This window comes from Streptomyces sp. NPDC059567 (assembly GCF_042735655.1).
Taxonomy (GTDB): domain Bacteria; phylum Actinomycetota; class Actinomycetes; order Streptomycetales; family Streptomycetaceae; genus Streptomyces.
Genome location: NZ_JBHWBS010000073.1, coordinates 2926 through 22756, shown reverse-complemented (window position 1 = coordinate 22756; position 19831 = coordinate 2926). Strand labels below are relative to the sequence as shown.

Genomic DNA, 19831 nt, shown 5'->3' with positions numbered 1-19831 from the left:
CCCGGGGGGCGGTCCGCGCGGGGCACACCGCGGCGCGGGGGGCGCGCGCCCCCCCCCCCCCCCCCCCCCCCCCCGGGGCGCCCCCCCCCCCCCCCCCCCCGGCTCCGACCTCGGCCTCCGAACCGGCCACCGGCTCCGCCGAGGCAGGCTTCGGCGTCGACGACTGGGCGATGAACGCACCGACGAGCACCACCGCGCCACCGATGATCTGCGGCGCCGCCAGGTGCTCGCCGAGCAGCACCCAGGCCAGTACGGTCGCGATCACGGCCTCCAGGCAGGCGACGACACCGGCCACCTGCGGTGAGAGCCTGCGCACCGAGACGATCCCGGTGACGTAGGCGAGGACCGTGGCGATCAGCACGATCCATCCGAGGAGCAGCCAGGCGGCCACTCCCGTGCCGTTCATGTCGGCGTCGCCGCCGAGCAGGGACCAGTCCATCCCCCACGGCCGGGCGACGACGGTGAGCACGAGCGCGCCGATGAGGAGTCCGTACGCGATGACTCCCAGCGGGTCGACCGGGTCGGACTCGTCGCCGCCGTGGTCGGAGAGGACGAAGTAGCCGACCTGGCAGCAGGCGGCGCCGAGCGCGAGCAGCAGTCCGAGCAGGTCGAAGCTGAGCCCCGACCAGACCTGCACCACGCATGCCAGACCGCCGACGGCGAGGACGACGCCGAGCGCGGCGGCGCGGGTGACCGGCCGGCGCTGGACGAAGCGGACCCAGCCGAGGACGAGGGCGGGGGCGAGGTACTCGATGAGCAGCGCGACCCCGACGGGGATCCGGGAGATCGAGGCGAAGTAGAAGGCCTGGACGCCCGCGACGGCGAGGAGTCCGAAGCCGACGAGGAGCACGGGCTTGCGGCGCAGCAGGTCGCGGTGGCGCCAGGCGACCGGGAGCATGACGAGGGCGGCGCCGGCCACCCGGAGCCACACCACATGGAGCGGATCGAGGCCTGCCTCGATCAGCGGCTTCGCCGCCACACCTGAACCACCGAATGCGAAGGCCGAGGCCAGGGCGAGTCCCAGGCCGGCGCTTCTCCCCTGAGACGCGTGCATCGGGCCATCATGACAGGACTGCGTCAGGTGCGTAACCCCCGTTACACCTGTTGAGACAGCTCCCCGATCCGGTCGGCGAGGACGAGCGGATCGACCCCCGCCCGGCCGAGCACCTCGACCGCCCGGCTCTCCGGATCCGCGGCGATCACGGCCAGGAGATCGAGGCCACGCGCGCGTGGCTCGCCGCGCAGCGCGGCCCGCTCCCCGGCGCGGTCCATCGCGGCGGCCGCGGCGGGCGACCAGCCGTCCGCCGCGGGATCGGCGTCGCGCACGGTTCCCAGGGCGCCGGAGTCCTCCACGGAGCCCTGCCAGCGCAGGCCGTAGCCGATGGAGCGCTGGACGAGATAGCCGAGGACGCGCGCGAGCTGCGGCCCGCCCGCGAAGGCGGCGCCGACCTCGGGATCGGATTCGATGAGCGAGTGGAGCAGATGGGCGGTGTCGATCTGCCGGTCCCCGTCACGCAGGGCTCTGCGGCGCGCGCTCGCCACGACCGTCGCGAGTTCGGCGGTCAGGCGGCTGAGCTGGATTTCCGGGCGGCGCGCCACGGGCTGTCGGGGCACGCGAGGGACAGGACTATGCACCCTCCCACCTCATCAGTCCCGGACGGCCGGAACATCCGCGCGGAGGAGCATGTGCGCATCCCACGGGAGTTGGGCACGGGCGAGCGGTTCCTCATCCCTACGGAGGAGATTCGGGATGTTCTCCCCCTGGGGGCGCGCGCCGCCTTGCCTTGCGCCCCGAATGCAACCACGGCGCCCTCGCGTTTCGTCCTGTGAGTATGTTCTGGATGGTCGCCCTGCTCGCACTCGACGGGCGGCAGTACGTCTACCGCGTGTACGCACCGCGGGAAGCGCTGCCGGCCGATCTCTTCTGGGCCGCGTTCCTCTGCCATGACGAGGGCGGCGGGCCACGGGCCTCCGACTGGTTCGACTCCGCGCAGATGTGGTGGATCGGCGAAGTCGAAGAACTGACGGTTCATCAGTATTGAATGTTGAGGACCGCCCGGCTACGTTCCGTCGACACCGAAGACCGACGAGAACACGCGAACCCGTGAAGGGGTGGTCGTATGGCCGAAGTCAGCGCGGAGGCACGGATCGATGCGCCGGCCGAGAAGGTCTGGGCGCAGCTGACGGACTTCACCTCGTACGGCGAGTGGAACGCCACCCACACCAGCTTCCCGAACGGCGGTCCGGCCACGCTCGAGCAGGGCGCCACCTTCGCGGAGAACATGAAGCTGATGGGCTTCCCCGCCGAGGTGACCTGGACGGTCGAGGAGCTGGAGACCACCCGGGTGCTGGCCATCCGAGGCAAGGGCCCCATGGGGGTCAACGTCGGCACGCGCTACTCGCTCGCGGCGGACGGGGACGCCACCACGGTCCGGATCGACGGCGAGTTCACCGGCGCGGCCGTCTCGCTGATGGCGGGCAAGCTGAAGGACTCGGCCACCGCGGCACTCAACGAGTCCCTCCGGAAGCTGGCCGGCCTGGTGGCCTGAGCGGCCACCCGACACGCACACGGGAGGGGCCCCACGACACACGCCGTGGGGCCCCCTCCGTCCGGTCGACTCAGTGCTCGTCGGCCAGGATCAGGTACAGCTTCTTACGGGCTTCGTTGATCACCGCGATGGCCTTCTGCCGCTGCTCGGCGCTGCCTGTCTTCCAGACCTGGCCGAACGCCTCCATCAGGCCGAAGCCGGCCTGCCGGACCTCGTTCATGGCCTCCCAGTCGACGCCACGCCCGGCCTCCTCCCAGGGGGCCTCCGGTCCCGACTCGGCCTCGGCGCGGCCGGCCTCCGTGAGCGTGAACAGCTTCTTGCCGCCCTCGCTCTCGCTGACGATCAGCCCCTCGTCCTCGAGGAGCTGCAGGGTCGGGTAGACCGAGCCGGGGCTGGGCTTCCACGCCCCGCCGCTGCGCTCTCCGATCTCCTGGATCATCTCGTAACCGTGCATCGGGCGGTCCTTCAGCAGCGTGAGGATCGAGGCGCGGACATCTCCGCGCCGCGCCCGTCCCCGGCCACCGCCGCGGCCCCTGCCACCTCCGAAGGGGCCTCCGCCCCACGGTCCGCCGCCGAAGCCCGGCCCGAACTGCCCGAAGGCGGCACGCCGCCCCTCGAAGTCACCGCGAGAGCCGCCCCGACCACGAGGGCCGGGTCCGCAGTCTCCATGTCCGTGTTCGTGTCCATGTGAACGCATCGCAACGCTCCTTCCATCGGGTACATCGTTGAACTGTCGCGATGCGTCAACGATATATCGGAACAGTTCGTTTGCCAACACCCGACAGGTCCAGTCATCCCTGATTGGCCTTGGCCTGCGGCTTTACGGCGCCGGTACGTTCCGTGCCATGCGGATCCGAATCGTCGACGCGTTCACCGACCGGCCCTTCTCCGGCAATCCGGCAGGGGTCCTCCTCCTCGACTCCTTCCCCGACGACCACTGGCTCCAGAAGGTGGCCGCCGAGGTCAACCTCTCCGAGACCGCCTTCGCGCACCCGCTGCCGCCCGGCGGCGAGGCCGACTGGGCCCTGCGCTGGTTCACCCCCGCCACCGAGGTCGACATGTGCGGCCACGCCACCCTCGCCACCGCCCACGTCCTGCACACGACCGGCGCCGCGACCGGGACCGTACGGTTCGCCGCCCGCTGCGGCGTCCTCAGCGCCACCGCCGCGGACGACGGCACCATCACGATGGACTTCCCGACCTCCACGCTGACCGAGGTACCCGCCCCGGAGGGCCTGGAGAAGGCGCTGGGCGCGGAGGCCGTCTCCGTCCACGACACCTCGGCCCACATCGGCGACCTCGTCGTCGAGCTGCGTGACGAGGCGACCGTCCGGTCCCTGACGCCCGACTTCGCGGCCCTGGCGCACCTCTCCGACCGGGGTGTCATCGCGACCGCCGCGGCCGAACAGCCCGAGCGCGGCTACGACTTCGTCTCGCGCGGCTTCTTCCCGGGTGTCGGCATCGACGAGGACCCGGTCACCGGCAGCGCCCACACCGCCCTCGCCCCGTTCTGGTCCGCGCGCTTCGGCCGCGACGACCTGACCGGGTTCCAGGGCGGCGCCCGCACCGGCATCGTCCACACCCGGCTGCGCGGCGACCGCACCCTGCTGACCGGCCACGCGGTCACCGTCGTCGACGGCGAGCTGCACGCCTGAGCCGCCGTCCCCGACATCAGGACCCGGATACGCGGAAAGGGGGCGCACGGCCGTCGCCGCACGCCCCCTTTCCGCCGTTCTCCCGTCTAGATGGTGGGCAGCCAATCCACCTTCCCGGCCAGCAGTCCGTAGCCGACGAAGGCCACGATGTCGAGAAGCGCGTGCGCCACGACCAGCGGACCCACCCGCCCCCAGCGGCGGTAGAGCAGCACGAAGACCACGCCCATCACGACGTTGCCGATGAAGCCCCCGACCCCCTGGTACAGGTGGTACGAACCGCGCAGCACCGAGCTCGCCACCAGCGCGGCCATCGGCGTCCAGCCCAACTGCCCGAGGCGTCGCAGCAGATAGCCGACGACGATGACCTCCTCCAGTACGGAGTTCTGGATCGCCGACAGGATCAGGACGGGGTACTTCCACCACACGTCCGGCAGCGACTCCGGCACCACGGTCAGATTGAAGCCGGTCGCCCGGGCGCCCAGGTAGAAGGCGAGGCCGGCGCTGCCGATCACGGCGGCCACCAGTGCGCCCCGCCCGAGGTCCGGCCAGGGCCGGGTCCGGTCGAAACCGATCGCGCGCATCCCGGAGCCCTCCCGCATCAGCAGATGCGCGACGAGCAGGACGGGCACCAGCGCGGTGGCGATGCCGAAGAGCTGCCAGGCCAGATCGAGCCAGGGCCGCCCGGGGGCGAACGAGCCGTTGAGCGTCGCCGCCTGCTCCTTCAGTCCGCCGGGCTTGGTCAGCGAGCCGACGAAGCTGATGAAGGACGACACCGCGCTCGCACCGAGCGAGAGCGCCAGGACGATCAGGGTCTCGGACCGCAGGATCCGGCGCGGCAGGCCGTCGGGAGGAAGAGAATCGGCGACCACTCGTTGCTCCGACACCACACCTGTCTCCACTTCCCCATCGCGTTCCGGGTACGGAGATCATGCGCGAAGGGCCGGGCCGGGCGCCATTCCGGGAGGCAGAGACTTCTGCTCGACACCAGCCCGGGCGCCGATCCGGGGGGCCGGAGGACTGCTACTCGACACCGGCCCGGGCGCCGGCGGATCCCTATTCGATGCCCAGCGGCCACCGGTGCACCGGTTCGCCGCCGTGCATCAGCTCCGCGTACCGGCGGGTCGTGGCCGCCAGGGCCGCCTCGCGGTCGAGGCCGGACTCCCGTGCCCGCCGGAAGGTCTCGGCCTGCCAGGAGGCACCGTTGACCCGGCCGCGGCAGCGTTCCTCGATCACGCCGAGATAGAAGTCGCGGTCGGCCGGCTCGACGTGCCAGGCGTCGAGCCCCGACGCGGCCAGCGGCAGCAGCTCGTCGAGGACGAGACGTACCGCGGACACCGTGGAGACCCCGCCCGAGCGCCCGGGCCTGGGCCAGCGCAGCTCCGCCTCGATCCCATGGCGACAGGCGGCGTCGAAGTTCGCGGCGGCGTCCTCGAACGCGAGCCTCTTCCACACGGGCCGGGGCTCCTCGGCCAGCGCCCGTACCAGTCCGTAGTAGAAGGCCGCGTTGGCGACGACGTCGGTGACCGTCGGTCCGGCCGGCAACACCCGGTTCTCCACGCGCAGATGCGGGACCCCGTCCACCCAGCCGTAGACCGGCCGGTTCCAGCGGTAGACCGTTCCGTTGTGCAGGACGAGTTCCTGCAGGCGCGGCACCCCGCCCTGGTCGAGGACGAGCAGCGGGTCCTCCTCGTCGCAGATCGGCAGCAGCGGGGGGAAGTACCGCAGGTTCTCCTCGAACAGGTCGTACGCCGAATCCACCCACCGCTCCCCGAACCAGGTGCGCGGCCGGACACCCTGCGCCTGGAGCTCCGGCGGTCGGGTGTCCGTGGCCTGCTGGAACAGCGGCGGCCGGGACTCTCGCCAGAGCTCCCGGCCGAAGAGGAACGGCGAGTTGGCGCCGACGGCGATCTGGACCGCCGCCACGGCCTGGGCCGCGTTCCACACCGCGGCGAAACGGGCCGGGGTGACCTGGAGGTGCAACTGCACGGAAGTGCAGGCCGCCTCGGGCACGATCGACGTGGACGTGCAGGTGAGGCGCTCGACCCCCTGTATGTCGAGGCTGAAATCCTCGCCCCTGGCGGCGACGATCTGATCGTTGAGCAGGGTGTACCGGTCGACGGCCGAAAGGTTCTCGAAGACGAGATCATGTTGCGAGAGCGTCGGCAGAATTCCGATCATGATGACGCCGGCCTCGACTTCACGGGCCTTGCGGTCGGCATATCCCAGACCGGTCCTCAACTCCTCCGCGAGCCGGTCGAATACCCGGCCGCCGAGACGGTGCGGAGCGATGTTCACTTCCAGGTTGAACATTCCGAGCTCCGTCTGGAAATCCGGGCTCGCGATGCGCTCCAGGACCTCCGCATTCACCATCCGCGGCATACCGTCCACGCCCGCGAGATTGAGTTCGATCTCCAGGCCCATCAGATTCCGCGGACGGTCGAACCTCTTCTCCGCCAGGAGCCTCGCCAGCCCCGCCAGACACTGCTGGAGCTTCCGGCGGTATCTCTGCCGATCGGACAGGTCGAACCCGTCTGCCACGACCTTCTCCCCCATCGAAGCGTCCCTCCCCGATTGGGCGGCCACGGCGACGGCCGCGCGCGTCACGGACCATGATGCCCAGCCGACTGATCCATAACGCCTGCGGAGTCACCCCACCGCCAGGTAGGCTGGATTGAGCAACCGTCCGGCACATCCCGGGGTCACTCGACAAAGGACATATTCCGTCGGCATAACCGCGGAAAGCATGGGGTCGATATTCGGCCGTCCGCAGCGGCGACGAAGCCGCAGGCAGACGAAGTACCCTCACCGCAAATGTTGCGAATCCCCTCTGGAACAAGGCCTGATGACGCCTTGCTCGCAATATCGGGGACCGCTAGCGGAAACAACGTGTGAACACGTCTCGTATAAACTCCGCGAACGAGGCAGAGTGTTGGCGCCCGGTCATGACTTCATGGCCCCTCTCCGGCAGCCCACAGCGCCGTCGTACCTGCCCACGCATCACCGTGTCTCCTGAGTGAGAGGCGACCCACCATGCTCCGACCCTCCCCGGCCCCCGCGCCGGCCCTGCGCAGCGTCCTCGCGGCCCTCGGTTCCCCCACCGCCGTCCGCGAGGCTCGAACTCCCGCCCTCCGGGCCGCCCAGGGGCCGCTGAGCCCCGAGCTGCCCCTGCCCGTCCATGTCCTCGACGTACGGGACCAGGTCGTCCCGTCAGGGCAGGAGCCGCGCACGCGGCTCGTCGGCTGGCGCTTCCTGATCCGGGGCACCGACCGTGCCGTCGCCGCCGCCGACACCATGCTCACGCCCGACGGCTGGTCCTTCTCGCACTTCTTCGAGGGTCCGTACGTCACCGCCACCGAACGCGCCCTGCTCCAGGCCGAGACGCTGCCCACGACGTACCAGCCGCGCCTGCTGTCCGTACCGGAGCTGTACATGCTGACGCTGTGGCTCCACGGAGACACGGAGGCCGACGGGGGGTCCGCCTCCCCCGCGCCGGCCGACCTCCTGGTCCCGCTCGCCCCGGCGCCGCCCGGCATCGCCTCCCACCGACCGCACCGGGTCGCCGACCTGCTGCCCGTCCTGACCCTGCGCCTCGCGCCCCCACCGCTGTTCGGCACTCCGGCGCCGGCCTGAACCACCGCACCCGAAGCTCATCCGAAGCGTGCACGCCCCGCGGGCCGACCGGGCCGCGGGGCGCCGCGCTGCCCGAAAGCGCCCGAACGCCGCTGTCGAACACCCCGCCCCGTACGGACTAGCCCGCCAGGACTACCCCGAACCATCCGAAGAGACCGCCCAGTTGAGTTGAACCGCCCGCCCGGGTGATACGTCTTCATGCAGTAGGAAGAGCTGCCGTGAAATACCTGCGGATCGACGTCCGTAGGGGAACACTGGACCAACCGAACCGACAACGGGGGGCGGCCATGAGCACCGCATCGAGCCGCAGGACGACCGACACCACGACGCAGCGAAAGAACCCACCCATGTGCCAGCACCAGCCTGCCTGTCCCACCGCCCACTCCGCCGACCGGGAGGCGGCACGACTGATGGCGCACCACCCGGAGCAGGGCTGGAGCCTGCTGTGCAACGGAGTCCTGCTCTTCGAGGACACCGGTGAACTGCTGCCGGACGGCCAGATCATCGCCCCGCACCGCCCGCTGACGGCGGGCCGGGTGACGACCGCCGCCTGACGACAGGGCACGTCGGGCACCACACCGTACGAGGGAACACGCAAAGGGCCGGCCCGGAGAAGTCTCCGAACCGGCCCTGACTCATGCCCGGTTGCCGATGGCGCTCAGGCGGTGCTCACGCTCGCGCCCGTGTTCAGTTGTCGTACTCGTCCAGCGGCGGGCAGGAGCAGACCAGGTTGCGGTCACCGAACGCACCGTCGATCCGGCGCACCGGCGGCCAGTACTTGTCCGCGGCCGAGACACCGGCCGGGAAGACCGCCTCGTCGCGGGTGTACGCGTGGTTCCACTCGCCGCCCAGCGCCGCCGCGGTGTGCGGGGCGTTGCGCAGCGGGTTGTCGTCCGCCGGCCACTCGCCCGACGCGACCTTCTCGATCTCGTTCCGGATCGCGATCATCGTGTCGCAGAAGCGGTCGAGTTCGGTCAGGTCCTCGGACTCGGTCGGCTCGATCATCAGGGTGCCGGCCACCGGGAACGACATGGTCGGCGCGTGGAAGCCGTAGTCGATCAGACGCTTGGCGATGTCGTCGACGCTGACGCCGGTCGACTTGGAGAGCGGGCGCAGGTCGACGATGCACTCGTGGGCGACCAGGCCGGCCGGACCGGTGTAGAGCACCGGGTAGTGCGGCTCCAGGCGCTTGGCGATGTAGTTCGCCGCCAGGACGGCCACCTGCGTGGCGCGCTTGAGGCCCTCGCCACCCATCAGACGCACGTACGACCACGAGATCGGCAGGATGCCGGCCGAGCCCCACGGGGCGGCCGAGATCGGGCCGACGCCCGTCTCCGGGCCGGCGGTGGGCTGCAGCGGGTGGTTCGGCAGGTACGGCGCGAGGTGCGCGCGCACACCGACCGGGCCGACGCCCGGGCCGCCGCCGCCGTGCGGGATGCAGAACGTCTTGTGCAGGTTCAGGTGCGAGACGTCGCCGCCGAACTTGCCCGGCTTGGCCACTCCGACCAGCGCGTTGAGGTTGGCGCCGTCGACGTACACCTGACCGCCGGCGTCGTGGACCTCGGCGCAGATGTCGGCGACGTGCTCCTCGAACACACCGTGCGTGGACGGGTAGGTGATCATCAGCACGGACAGCTCGTCGCGGTACTGCTCGATCTTGGCGCGCAGGTCCGCGACGTCGACCTCGCCGTCGTCGGCGGTCTTGACGACGACGACCTTCATGCCGGCCATGACCGCGGACGCGGCGTTGGTGCCGTGCGCGGAGGACGGGATGAGGCAGACGGTGCGCTGCTCGTCGCCGTTGGCGCGGTGGTAGGCGCGGACGGCCAGCAGACCGGCCAGCTCGCCCTGCGAACCGGCGTTCGGCTGGATCGACACCTTGTCGTAGCCGGTGACCTCGGCGAGACGCTCCTCCAGCTCGGTGATGAGCGTGAGGTAGCCCTGCGCCTGCTCGACCGGGGCGAAGGGGTGGATCTGGCCGAACTCGGGCCAGGTCACCGGCTCCATCTCGGTGGTCGCGTTCAGCTTCATGGTGCAGGAGCCGAGCGGGATCATGCCGCGGTCGAGCGCGTAGTCGCGGTCGGCGAGCTTGCGCAGGTAGCGCAGCATCGACGTCTCGGAGCGGTGCGCGTGGAAGACCGGGTGGGTCAGGTACGCGTCCGAGCGCAGCAGCCCGGCGGGCACCGCGTCCTCGGTGGCGGCGTCCAGGGCCTCGATGTCGGCGTCGACACCGAAGGCGGCCCACACGGCGGCGAGCTGGGCGCGCCCGGTGGTCTCGTCGCAGGAGATCGACACGTGGTCGGCGTCGACGAGGTACAGGTTGACGCCCGTCTCGCGGGCGGCGGCGACGGCCTCGGCGGCCTTGCCGGGCACACGGACGGTGAGGGTGTCGAAGAAGTCGCCGTGGACGACCTCGACACCGCCGGCCTTCAGGCCCGCGGCGAGGATCGCCGCGTACCGGTGGGTGCGCTGCGCGATGCCCTTGAGGCCGTCGGGGCCGTGGTAGACGGCGTACATGCCGGCCATGACGGCGAGCAGCACCTGCGCGGTGCAGATGTTGCTGGTGGCCTTCTCGCGGCGGATGTGCTGCTCGCGGGTCTGCAGGGCGAGGCGGTACGCCCGGTTGCCGTCGGCGTCGACGGAGACGCCGACGAGGCGGCCCGGCAGGGAGCGGGCGTGCTTGTCCTGGACGGCCATGTAGCCGGCGTGCGGTCCGCCGAAGCCCATCGGGACACCGAAGCGCTGGGTGGTGCCGACGGCGATGTCGGCTCCGAGCGCACCGGGCGAGGTGAGCAGGGTCAGCGCGAGCAGGTCGGCGGCGACGGTGACGATCGCGCCGAGCTCGTGGGCGGCGTCGATCAGCGGCTTGATGTCGCGGACGGCACCGGAAGCACCCGGGTACTGGACGAGCAGACCGAAGACGCCGCGCTCGGCGATCTCGGCGGGGATGCCCTCGGACAGGTCCGCGACGACGACCTCGACACCGGTCGGCTCGGCGCGGGTCTCGATGACGGCGATGGTCTGCGGCAGGGCGTCGGCGTCGATGAGGAAGACACCGTTCTTGACCTTGCCGACGCGGCGGGAGAGCGCCATGGCTTCGGCGGCCGCGGTGCCCTCGTCGAGGAGGGATGCGCCGGAGGTGGGCAGACCGGTGAGGTCGGCGACCATGGTCTGGAAGTTGAGCAGCGCCTCCAGACGGCCCTGCGAGATCTCCGGCTGGTAGGGCGTGTACGCCGTGTACCAGGCCGGGTTCTCCATGACGTTGCGGAGGATCACCGGCGGGGTGAAGGTGCCGTAGTACCCGAGGCCGATCATCGGGGCGAGGACCTGGTTGCGGTCGGCGAGCTCACGCAGCTCGGCGAGGACCTCGGCCTCGGTACGGGCAGAGGGCAGACCGAGCGCCTCGGCGTTCTTGATCACGTCCGGCACGGCGGCGTCCGTGAGCTCGTCGAGGGAGCCGTAGCCGACCTGCGCGAGCATCTTGGCCCGTGCTTCGGCGTCGGGCCCGATGTGCCGCTGCTCGAACGGGATGCCCTGTTCGAGTTCGGAGAGCGGAATGCGGTTGGCGGTCATGTACGGAGGCCTCCTGGTCGTCACGACCTGCGAGGGGCACCAACGGCGCGGGTGCCCGGACGGCCTCCCCCTCTGTCATCTCAACCTGAGAGCTTCACCGGCACGCCGAAGGGGCTCGCCGGCTTTCACCGTCGGTGAGAGCGGATGCCGTCGGACGTCCGCCCTGCTTTCCAGAGTGACCTCGTCCGTGCGGTACAGGGGCCTGAGAGATTCCGGGGAGGATTTGCTCCTTCGGCGCCTCCGAAAGGTTTCTCCGGAGGACTCTCCCGCACAGGGTCGACAGCCACAGCCAGCCTACCAGCGAGGTTCCGGAAGACATCGCTCAAGTGGCCGACATCGCAGATGTGCACTTTCGTAGTCTTTGTAGAGCAGTGCGACCCGTTGGAGGGACCGTGCAGACCGACATCGATCCGCGCAGCCTGATCGGCCGCAAGGCGTACGACCGCGACGGACACAAGATCGGCACCGTGGACGAGGTGTACCTGGACGACGCGACCGGCGTCCCGGAGTGGGCCGCAGTCCGCACAGGCCTCTTCAGCCGGGACGCTTTCGTCCCCCTGGAACCGAGCGAGCTGGCCAAGGACGGCCTCCACATCCCGTACGAGCGGTCCCTGATCAAGGACGCCCCGGACTTCGGCGTGGGCCGCCACCTCTCCCCCGAACAGGAGCTCCAGCTCTACCGCCACTACGACATCTCCCTCCCCCCACCACCCCCGGACCGGGACTTCGGCCGTCTGGCGGGCCAGGAGGAGGCCTGACGGCTCCGCGCCGCACCGGCGAGCGAAGCGCGACGGAGGCACCCCCTGGCGAAGCTCAGGGGGAGGACAAGCCCGGCCGAAGGCCGGGCGCACCCCCCACCAGCGGCAGCGGCTCCCCCGTTTCCAGCTCCGGGTCGTCCACGAGGAACGTCCTCACCCGCCCCGGCGCCGACCCGGGCTCCTCGAAGCGCACGGTGACCCGTCCCACCCCGCTGCCCTGCACCCATCCGGCGCCGTACACCGCATGCCGTACGTCGTGCCCGGGCGACCACCGCCGCTCGACGGGAGCCTCCGGCTCCGGGGCCACCTCCGCGGGTGAAGTCTCCCCGGCCCTCTCCCCCGGCTCCTCCGCCTCCGCCTCCGCCGCCTGCGCGAACAGATCCTCCTGCGTGTAGTCCGCGAGCCCGCTCACCCCCACACCGAGCAGCCGGACCCCGCCCGTCGTGTCGACCCCCTCGAGCAGCCGCCCCGCGGCCTCCCGCACCACCACCGTGTCGTCCGTCGGCCCCCTCAGCGTCTCGGAACGCGTCAGCGTCGAGAAGTCGAACCGCCGCACCTTGAGCACGATCGTCCGCCCCGAGTGACCCGACGCCCGCAGCCTCCCCACGCACCGCTCGGCGAGCCGCTCCACCTCCATCCGGATCCGTACCCGGTCGTGCAGGTCCACGTCGAAGGTGTCCTCCACCGACACCGACTTCGTGTCCCTCTCGGCCACCACGGGCCGATCGTCGTAGCCCTGGGCCATGAGGTACAGGGACGCCCCGTGCGCCCGCCCAAGGAGCCGTACAAGCTCGTCCTCGCCCGCTTCCGCCAGGTCCGACACCGTCGTCATCCCGGCCCGCCGCAGGTGCTCCCCGGTGGCCGGCCCGACGCCCGGCAGGATCCGCACCGACTTCGGCCCCAGCAGCTCTCGCTCGGTGCCCGGCTCGATCAGCACCAGCCCGTCCGGTTTCGCCTCCTCCGAGGCGATCTTCGCCAGCATCTTGGACCCGGCGAGCCCCACCGACCCCGTCAGCCCCGTCGTGGCGAGAATGTCCTTGCGCAGCCGCTCACCGGCCTCCCGCGCGCTCTCGCTGTCGTCGGCCACACCCCCGGCCTCCAGGTCCACGAAGGCCTCGTCCAGGCTCAGCGGCTCCACGAGCGGCGACAGCCGCCCCAGTAGCTCCATGACCTGCTCGCTGATCCCCCGGTAGAAGCCGAAGCGCGGCACGAGATAGGCGGCATTGGGCGCCCGCCGACGGGCCTGCGCCATCGGCATCGCGGAGTGCACCCCGAAACGCCGCGCCTCGTACGAAGCGGTCGCGACGACCCCGCGCGGGCCCAGCCCTCCGACCACCACCGGCTTTCCGCGCAGACTCGGCTTCGCCGCCTGCTCGGCGGCGGCGAAGAAGGCATCCATGTCCAAATGCAGAATCGTCGGCGCGGCTCTCACAAGTCCGATGCTGCCCTACGCCACTGACATTCGACCCGCACACACGTACGGGCGCTCGCGGACCGCCCGACGCTCCCGCCCGCTCGACGCGATCCCGCGCGCCGGACCGACCGGCCGACGCCGACGCCCAGCACAGAACGACGCCCGGACCGGCCGACGCTCAGACCGCCCGGTCCCGCCGTCGCCGCGCGAGCTCGTCACTCGGGTTGTGGCCGATCAGCGTCTCGCCGGTGTCGACGCGCTCCCCGTGCAGCTGCGAGAGCGCCGCCTCCACATCGCGCCAGACCACGCCCACCGCGATCCCGAAGACGCCCTGCCCGCCCTGGAGCAGGTCGACGACCTCGTCCGGCGAGGAGCACTCGTAGACCGTGGCCCCGTCGCTCATCAGCGTCATGCGCTCCAGGTCGCGAAAGCCACGTGCGCGTAGATGCTGCACGGCGGCCCGGATGTTCTGCAGCGCGACCCCGGTGTCCAGGAACCGCTTGACGATCTTGAGAACGACGACGTCACGGAAGCTGTACAGCCGCTGCGTCCCGGATCCGTACGCGGGCCGCACGCTCGGCTCGACGAGCCCGGTGCGCGCCCAGTAGTCCAGCTGTCGATAGGTGATCCCGGCAGCCGCACACGCCGTCGGACCGCGGTAGCCCACCACGTCCGTCCCGGATGCCGCAGCCACGCCCGCACTCACGTCCGTACCGAAGTCGCCCACACTGCCGTGAAGCGGATACGGACCGTTCTCCCCGGGCGCATGCCCGAGGGAGCCCCCTGCCGTACCGTCGCCGCTGCTCATCACGCCGACCCTCCGTCCTTGACCTGCCCACACGAAGGTAGGCAGTCACTCGGGGTGCGTCAACGATCGCCACACTCGGCACGCCGAGTGATAATCACCCTGAGAGTGGTTTCCCGTGTCTCTCTCCGGGGAAAGGCTACTCGAATGCCCTGACCGCACCCGGCGCGCGACGGCCGGCGGCCGGCCCACGGCCGGCCCGCCTCAGTGGCTGCTGAACCTCACTGGCTGCTGGACCCGAAGTCCTCGGGAGAGATCTGGTCGAGGAACTCGCGGAACTTCTCCACCTCGTCCTCCTGCTCGTCCGGAATCGCGATACCGGCGTCATCGAGCACACCGTCACTGCCGTAGATCGGCGTTCCGGTGCGCAGGGCGAGCGCTATCGCGTCGGAGGGCCTGGCGCTCACCTCGACGCCGCTGGCAAAGACCAGCTCCGCGTAGAAGACGCCTTCTCGGAGATCCGTGATGCGGACCTCCGTGAGCTCCTGGCCCACGGCTTCAAGGACATCCTTGAAGAGGTCGTGCGTCAGCGGCCGGGCGGGGGCCATGCCCTGCTGGGCGAAGGCGATCGCGGTCGCCTCACCCGGTCCGATCCAGATGGGGAGGTACCGATCGCCTCCCACTTCACGCAGGAGCACGATCGGCTGGTTGGAGGGCATTTCCACCCGGACACCCACAACGTCGAGCTCGTTCACACAGCAACCCTAGGACGTGCCCGACCGGTTTGGGTAGTCGGGCCCCCACAAGATCACTGAAGCCGGATCCCCAGAGCGGTCTGGACCAGTGCCGCATGCAGCCGGACGGAGAGCCCCGCGAGCTCCCTCGCGGTGGCCTCCGCATGTGCTCTGGTCTGCGGGTTACGGTGCCGGCGCAGCGGCGCGACCACCTGCTCGACCAGCCCAGCCTCCCGATCGGCGGCCGCTTTGACCGCCCTGAGGTGTCTCGGTTCCAGACCGAATCTCCCCAGATCCGCGACAAGTCTGGCGACCGTGACGGTCTCGGCGTCGTAGCCGCCCTCGGCTCCCGCGGCGATGAGCCCGTACGACTCCCACTCCGCGAGCTCCTCCTCGCTCACCTCGGCGGAGGCGAGCAGCTCGGCCCGCCCCACCCGTGCGGCGGTCGGACGGTCGCTCTCCGGTTCCCAGGCCCCGTCGAGCAGATCCCGCTGCGGGCTGGGGGACGGGAGCTTGACCTGCTCGCCCCGGGCGAGGGCGTCGAGATGCTCCCGGATGACCTTCAGCGGAAGATAGTGGTCCCGCTGCATCCGCAGGATCAGGGCGAGCCGCTCCACGTCCTGCGGGCTGAACTTCCGGTATCCGGAGGCCGTCCGCCGGGGCTCGACGAGCCCCTCGGCCTCCAGGAACCGGATCTTGGAAATGGTGACTTCGGGAAACTCGTCACGCAGTTGGTTCAGCACCGTCCCGATGCTGACCAGCCGGTCGCCCGCGGTGGCGGTGCCGTGTCCGGCACCGCCCGTCGGTGTTCGCAGCATGGACCTTCCCTGAAGGCTTCCCGGAGGCGTCACACGCCCCGCTGGCTCGAGTAGAAGACCAGCCGGTACTTGCCGATCTGCACCTCGTCGCCGTTGGACAGAACCACCGACTCGATCGGCTCACGGTTGACGTACGTGCCGTTGAGGCTGCCGACGTCGGCGACGGTGAAGCTGCCGTCCTGCGCCCGCCGGAACTCGACGTGGCGCCGCGACACGGTGAAGTCGTCGAGGAAGATGTCGCTCTGGGGGTGACGGCCGGCCGTGGTCAGCTCGCTGTCCAGCAGGAAGCGGCTGCCCGAGTTCGGACCGCGGCGTACGACGAGCAGGGCCGATCCGGCCGGCAGGGCCTCGACGGCCGCCAGAGCCTCGGGCGAGAGGGACGGCACGGCGGTCTGACCGGTGACCTCGGCGTCGTACGCCTCAAGGCCCGAGATCGAGATCGTCGACGTCGTCTCGGACGCGCGCTCCACGGGCGCCCCGCCCCGCAGCGGCGTGCCGCAGTGGGAGCAGAAGCGGCTGTCCGCGGTGTTGCGGTGACCGCACCTCGTACACACCGGCATGGACGCATCCTCCTGCCGCGGCTGACCCGCGGAGGTCTGGGTCGCATACGGATCGGGGGTGAACCCTCCACCCGTACTTGAGGTTGATGGTTCCCCGAAACCTATGCGCCCGGCACCGGCAGGGTCAACAGACGACGCGCCGTGCGCGCCCGCGACATCTCCGCCCTGGCCGCCGACCTCATCACGGAACAGCGGACGCTCGCCGCCCTGTTCCTCGCTCTGGGCATGGCGCGGCGCGCGGTGCTTGGCGTTGCCGCCGTCCTCGCGTGCGCTCTTGCCGAACAACTTCGCAAAAAAACTCACGGGCGATTCCCCTTGACCGAAACAGACCCGCCCGTGGGGCAGGACGAACCCTGAATGAACACACCTGCCGACCCGGACACCTTCACAACGTCCGTATCCTCCGGACAGTTTCCACCACGCACCACGCTTGTGATGCGGCGACCCCCCGCAACGACTTCCCCTTGTCGCGCGACCGCCATGCACCCCCGCCTCACTGCGAGGACGACTGAGCGTAGTCAGGCCGCTTCGCAGGTCGCAAGGCATCCACGACGATCTTCTCGGACTTGGCCACGGTCGCCGTGGCCTGCTCCTTCTCCAGTGTCTGAATGACTCCACCGGGGATGTTGAGCGCCGGCTCGAGATCCTCGGGCTTGCCGACGACCTTGAAGACGTACGGAGCGGTCACCTTCGTTCCATCGATCTCTATGTCGCTGCCCGCACCGGAGAAGTAGCTGTCCGCGACCACCCGGACGTCGTTGATCTGGATCGCCTCGGCGCCCGCGGCCCGCAGCTCCTGGATCGCGTCGAGCAGCATGTCCGACTCGACCGCCGCCGCCGCGCCCGCGACGGTCAGCGTGATGCCCGGACCTTCCGCGGCGACCGTGCCGGCCAGGATGCCGAGCTGCTGCTCCTTCTCCTGGGTCTGCTTGCGCGCCTCCTCGGCCTGGTCCGAGCTGGATTCCAGCTCGGAACGCTGGTTCTCCAGGCGCGCCTTCTCGTCCTCCAGGCGCTGCGTGCGGTCGTCGAGCTCGTCGAGGATCCGGACCAGGTCCTCCTGACGGGCGCCGCGCAGCGCACTGTTGTCACTGGTGGAACGGACCTGGATGGCGAGCCCCAGACCGAGGACGAACAGCAGCAGGGCGACGATGAGTTGGGCCCGGCTCACCCGCGGCGGCCACAGCCCCGCGGCCAGCCGCTGCCGTCCGGTCTGCTGCTTCCCGGGCTCGGCGGGCGCGGCGGGGGTCGCCGGGGTCGCCTTGTCGTCGTCCGGGTTCTCGGGCGTCTCGGGGTGCACGTCGTTGCTCATCGCGTCACGCCCGGAACACGTGCCGCCGGATGGCGGCCGCGTTGGAGAAGATGCGGATGCCGAGCACGACGACGACGCCGGTCGACAGCTGCGCGCCGACGCCCAGCTTGTCGCCGAGGAAGACGATCAGCGCGGCCACCACCACGTTCGACAGGAAGGAGACCACGAAGACCTTGTCGACGAAGATTCCGTCGAGCATGGCACGCAGGCCGCCGAAGACCGCGTCGAGGGCGGCGACCACGGCGATCGGAAGATAGGGCTCGACCACCGCCGGAACCTCGGGCCGGACCAACAGTCCGACCACCACTCCCACGATCAGGCCCAGTACGGCGATCAAGATGTGCCCTTCCCTGTGTCGGCCGTGGCCTGCCCGGTGGGCTTGGCGGCCCCGGCTCCCCTCGGCTCTGCTGTACGTACGATCAGGCTCGGCGCGGCCGGCAGACGCACGTCCATCTCGGCCGAGATGCTGGTGCGGATCCCGAAGTTCTCCTGCAGCGCGTGCAGGTACTGGCCGTCGGCGCTGTCCTGGAACGCGGTGCTCAGCCGCTGCCCGTCCCCCACCGCAAGCACCGTGTACGGCGGCACCAGCGGCTTGTTGTCGACCAGTATGGCGTCGCCCGCCGCCCGGATCGCCGACAGCGACGTGAGCCGCTGGCCATTGATCGCGACGGCCTCGGCGCCCGACTCCCACAGACCGTTGACGACCCGCTGCATGTCACGGTCACGGACCCGGCCCGTGTCGGAGAACCCGCTGCTCTCCCGGGGACCCCCGCCACCCTGCTCGGTGTCCTTTGCGTCGTCGACCACGAGCTTCACACCCGGACCGTGCACCGGGGTCGCCCCCGACAGCAGGGCCACCAGCTCGGCCTGGTCACCGCCGTGCTGCTCCAGCGCCGCGCGCTGTCGCTCGCCGACCTCGGCCCGGATCTTCTCGACGTCCTGCTCCAGCTTGTCGGCCGCGGCGGTCTCCGCGTCGATCCGGCCGATGAGCTCCTGCCGCTCCTTGGCGACGACCGGCGCGGAGATCCGCGCCTCGGCGGCACCCACGGTCACCACCGCCGCGGCGAGCACCAGGCCGGCCGCCAGACCGAGCTTGGCCCGCAGTGTCCGCGGCAGCCCGCCGCCCTCCGCCGCACGCCGGGCCGAGGCCTCCGCGTAACCGTCGTCGAGCGCGTGGTCGATCACGTTGTTCAGCAGCGACATGGACGCGTCCGGACGCGGGGGCGGTGATCCGGTGCTCCGAACGGGGTGCTGCTGCGACATGCCGCACATCGTCGCACGTCGGGGGTGCTACCGCCGAATGGCCCCACCGAAGTGCCGGGAGGCGTCCGAAGAACACCTCCCGGCACATCCGCCCCAACCGTCAGTGACCTGCGCTCTCGACCACGTTCGACCACTCGTCGAGCAGCGCCTGCGCGGAGGAGTCGTCGGGCCCCTCGGCCCACAGATGGGTGACGGCCTCGGCCGGGTCGGGCAGCACCATCACCCAGCGACCGTCCGCCTCCACGACGCGTACCCCGTCGGTGGTGTCCACCGACCGGTCCCCGGCCGCCTCCACCACCCGGCGCATCACGAGCCCCTTCACGGCCCACGGCGTCGCGACGTCCCGCCGCAGGACATGCGCCCGCGGGATACGGGCGTCGATCTGGCTCAGCGTGAGCTGCGTCCGCGCCACCAGTCCGATGAGCCGCACGAACGCGGCGGCACCGTCGAAGACGCTGCTGAACTCCGGGATGATGAACCCGCCGCGACCGTCGCCGCCGAAGATCGTGGACTCCTCACGCCCGACCCTCGTCAGATCGTCGGGCGAGGTCGTCGTCCACTCCACCTGCGTGCCGTGGTACGCGGCGACCTGCTCGGCGATCCTCGTGGTCGTCACCGGCAGAGCCACCCGCCCCGAGCGCCGCTCGGCGGCCACCAGGTCGAGCATGACCAGGAGCGAACGGTCGTCCTCGATGATCCGGCCCCGCGCGGGGGCGCGGGGGGGCGGGCCCCCGCCCGCGCGCCCCCCGCGCACCGCCCCCCCCCCCCGCCCCCCCGCCCCCCCCGCCGCCCCCCCCCGCGCCCCCCCCCGCCGCGCGCGGGG

General features: G+C 70.9%; 20 protein-coding genes, 1 pseudogene and 1 riboswitch. Of the genes and pseudogenes, 6 read left to right on the top strand and 15 right to left on the bottom strand.

Going from position 1 to position 19831, the window contains the following annotated elements; genetic code table 11:
- Positions 1-1054, bottom strand: a 1054-nt coding sequence (locus tag ACFVZW_RS26665; RefSeq protein WP_384526069.1) for a DMT family transporter, incomplete at its 3' end; no start/stop codon positions are given.
- Positions 1055-1095: 41 nt separating this feature from the next.
- Positions 1096-1635: a Clp protease N-terminal domain-containing protein gene (locus tag ACFVZW_RS26660; protein WP_384526067.1), complete on the bottom strand. Its 540-nt coding sequence runs from the start codon at positions 1633-1635 to the stop codon at positions 1096-1098.
- 197 nt (positions 1636-1832) lie between these two features.
- On the opposite strand from ACFVZW_RS26660, the gene ACFVZW_RS26655 reads away from it, so the two are divergent.
- Both ACFVZW_RS26655 and ACFVZW_RS26650 read left to right on the top strand, forming a co-directional pair.
- Entirely contained in the window at positions 1833-2042 is a 210-nt protein-coding gene (locus ACFVZW_RS26655; RefSeq protein WP_384526114.1) for a hypothetical protein, read from the top strand.
- 78 nt (positions 2043-2120) lie between these two features.
- Positions 2121-2549 carry an SRPBCC family protein gene (locus ACFVZW_RS26650; RefSeq protein ID WP_383563541.1) on the top strand — a complete coding sequence of 143 codons (429 nt, stop codon included), beginning with the start codon at positions 2121-2123 and terminating at the stop codon, positions 2547-2549.
- Positions 2550-2619: 70 nt separating this feature from the next.
- Here the strand turns inward: ACFVZW_RS26650 and ACFVZW_RS26645 are convergent, their stop codons facing one another.
- The gene (locus ACFVZW_RS26645) at positions 2620-3246 is read right to left on the bottom strand and encodes a PadR family transcriptional regulator (protein WP_384526064.1); all 627 of its coding nucleotides are present in this window, start codon (positions 3244-3246) and stop codon (positions 2620-2622) included.
- Between the two features lie 148 nt (positions 3247-3394).
- Between ACFVZW_RS26645 and ACFVZW_RS26640 the strand changes: the two genes are divergently transcribed.
- Positions 3395-4204 (top strand): PhzF family phenazine biosynthesis protein, encoded by an 810-nt coding sequence (locus tag ACFVZW_RS26640; RefSeq protein WP_384526061.1) that lies wholly within the window; start codon positions 3395-3397, stop codon positions 4202-4204.
- Between the two features lie 86 nt (positions 4205-4290).
- Here ACFVZW_RS26640 and ACFVZW_RS26635 read toward each other — a convergent pair whose 3' ends face one another.
- Positions 4291-5088, bottom strand: a complete 798-nt coding sequence (locus ACFVZW_RS26635; protein WP_384526058.1) for a CPBP family intramembrane glutamic endopeptidase — start codon at positions 5086-5088, stop codon at positions 4291-4293.
- A 169-nt stretch (positions 5089-5257) separates the two neighbouring features.
- Positions 5258-6757: a glutamate-cysteine ligase family protein gene (locus ACFVZW_RS26630; protein ID WP_384526055.1), complete on the bottom strand. Its 1500-nt coding sequence runs from the start codon at positions 6755-6757 to the stop codon at positions 5258-5260.
- Positions 6758-7234: 477 nt separating this feature from the next.
- On the opposite strand from ACFVZW_RS26630, the gene ACFVZW_RS26625 reads away from it, so the two are divergent.
- Positions 7235-7834, top strand: coding sequence for a hypothetical protein (locus tag ACFVZW_RS26625; RefSeq protein ID WP_384526052.1), 600 nt, complete (start codon positions 7235-7237; stop codon positions 7832-7834).
- Between the two features lie 347 nt (positions 7835-8181).
- A complete protein-coding gene (locus ACFVZW_RS26620; protein ID WP_383562105.1) occupies positions 8182-8388 on the top strand; it encodes a DUF5999 family protein in 207 nt (68 codons plus the stop codon).
- Between the two features lie 133 nt (positions 8389-8521).
- On the opposite strand, the gene gcvP is transcribed toward ACFVZW_RS26620, so the two are convergent.
- A complete protein-coding gene (gene gcvP / locus ACFVZW_RS26615; protein WP_384526050.1) occupies positions 8522-11407 on the bottom strand; it encodes an aminomethyl-transferring glycine dehydrogenase in 2886 nt (961 codons plus the stop codon).
- Positions 11408-11587: 180 nt separating this feature from the next.
- Positions 11588-11686, bottom strand: a riboswitch (glycine riboswitch).
- A gap of 113 nt (positions 11687-11799) precedes the next feature.
- On the opposite strand from gcvP, the gene ACFVZW_RS26610 reads away from it, so the two are divergent.
- On the top strand, positions 11800-12165 hold the full coding sequence (locus ACFVZW_RS26610; protein WP_384526047.1) for a PRC-barrel domain-containing protein: 366 nt from the start codon (positions 11800-11802) through the stop codon (positions 12163-12165).
- A 55-nt stretch (positions 12166-12220) separates the two neighbouring features.
- Here ACFVZW_RS26610 and ACFVZW_RS26605 read toward each other — a convergent pair whose 3' ends face one another.
- From ACFVZW_RS26605 to ACFVZW_RS26565, 9 genes and pseudogenes are all read right to left on the bottom strand, one after another.
- Positions 12221-13597 carry a DNA polymerase IV gene (locus ACFVZW_RS26605; protein ID WP_384526044.1) on the bottom strand — a complete coding sequence of 459 codons (1377 nt, stop codon included), beginning with the start codon at positions 13595-13597 and terminating at the stop codon, positions 12221-12223.
- Between the two features lie 160 nt (positions 13598-13757).
- Entirely contained in the window at positions 13758-14387 is a 630-nt protein-coding gene (locus ACFVZW_RS26600) for a MerR family transcriptional regulator (protein WP_384526041.1), read from the bottom strand.
- Positions 14388-14605: 218 nt separating this feature from the next.
- A complete protein-coding gene (locus tag ACFVZW_RS26595; protein WP_026281837.1) occupies positions 14606-15079 on the bottom strand; it encodes a bifunctional nuclease family protein in 474 nt (157 codons plus the stop codon).
- Between the two features lie 53 nt (positions 15080-15132).
- The gene (locus ACFVZW_RS26590) at positions 15133-15876 is read right to left on the bottom strand and encodes a MerR family transcriptional regulator (protein WP_384526037.1); all 744 of its coding nucleotides are present in this window, start codon (positions 15874-15876) and stop codon (positions 15133-15135) included.
- Positions 15877-15905: 29 nt separating this feature from the next.
- Complete coding sequence (locus ACFVZW_RS26585; protein ID WP_362368040.1) at positions 15906-16847, bottom strand: FHA domain-containing protein; 942 nt, start codon at positions 16845-16847, stop codon at positions 15906-15908.
- An 82-nt stretch (positions 16848-16929) separates the two neighbouring features.
- Complete coding sequence (locus ACFVZW_RS26580) at positions 16930-17745, bottom strand: DUF881 domain-containing protein (RefSeq protein WP_384526034.1); 816 nt, start codon at positions 17743-17745, stop codon at positions 16930-16932.
- Positions 17746-17749: 4 nt separating this feature from the next.
- Positions 17750-18082, bottom strand: coding sequence for a small basic family protein (locus ACFVZW_RS26575; RefSeq protein ID WP_015032176.1), 333 nt, complete (start codon positions 18080-18082; stop codon positions 17750-17752).
- A complete protein-coding gene (locus ACFVZW_RS26570) occupies positions 18079-19008 on the bottom strand; it encodes a DUF881 domain-containing protein (RefSeq protein ID WP_384526031.1) in 930 nt (309 codons plus the stop codon). The genes ACFVZW_RS26575 and ACFVZW_RS26570 overlap by 4 nt, the downstream gene beginning before the upstream one ends.
- A 100-nt stretch (positions 19009-19108) precedes the next feature.
- Positions 19109-19714 (bottom strand): annotated as a pseudogene (locus ACFVZW_RS26565) (mannose-1-phosphate guanyltransferase); the annotation flags it as partial.
- Positions 19715-19831: the final 117 nt, after the last annotated feature.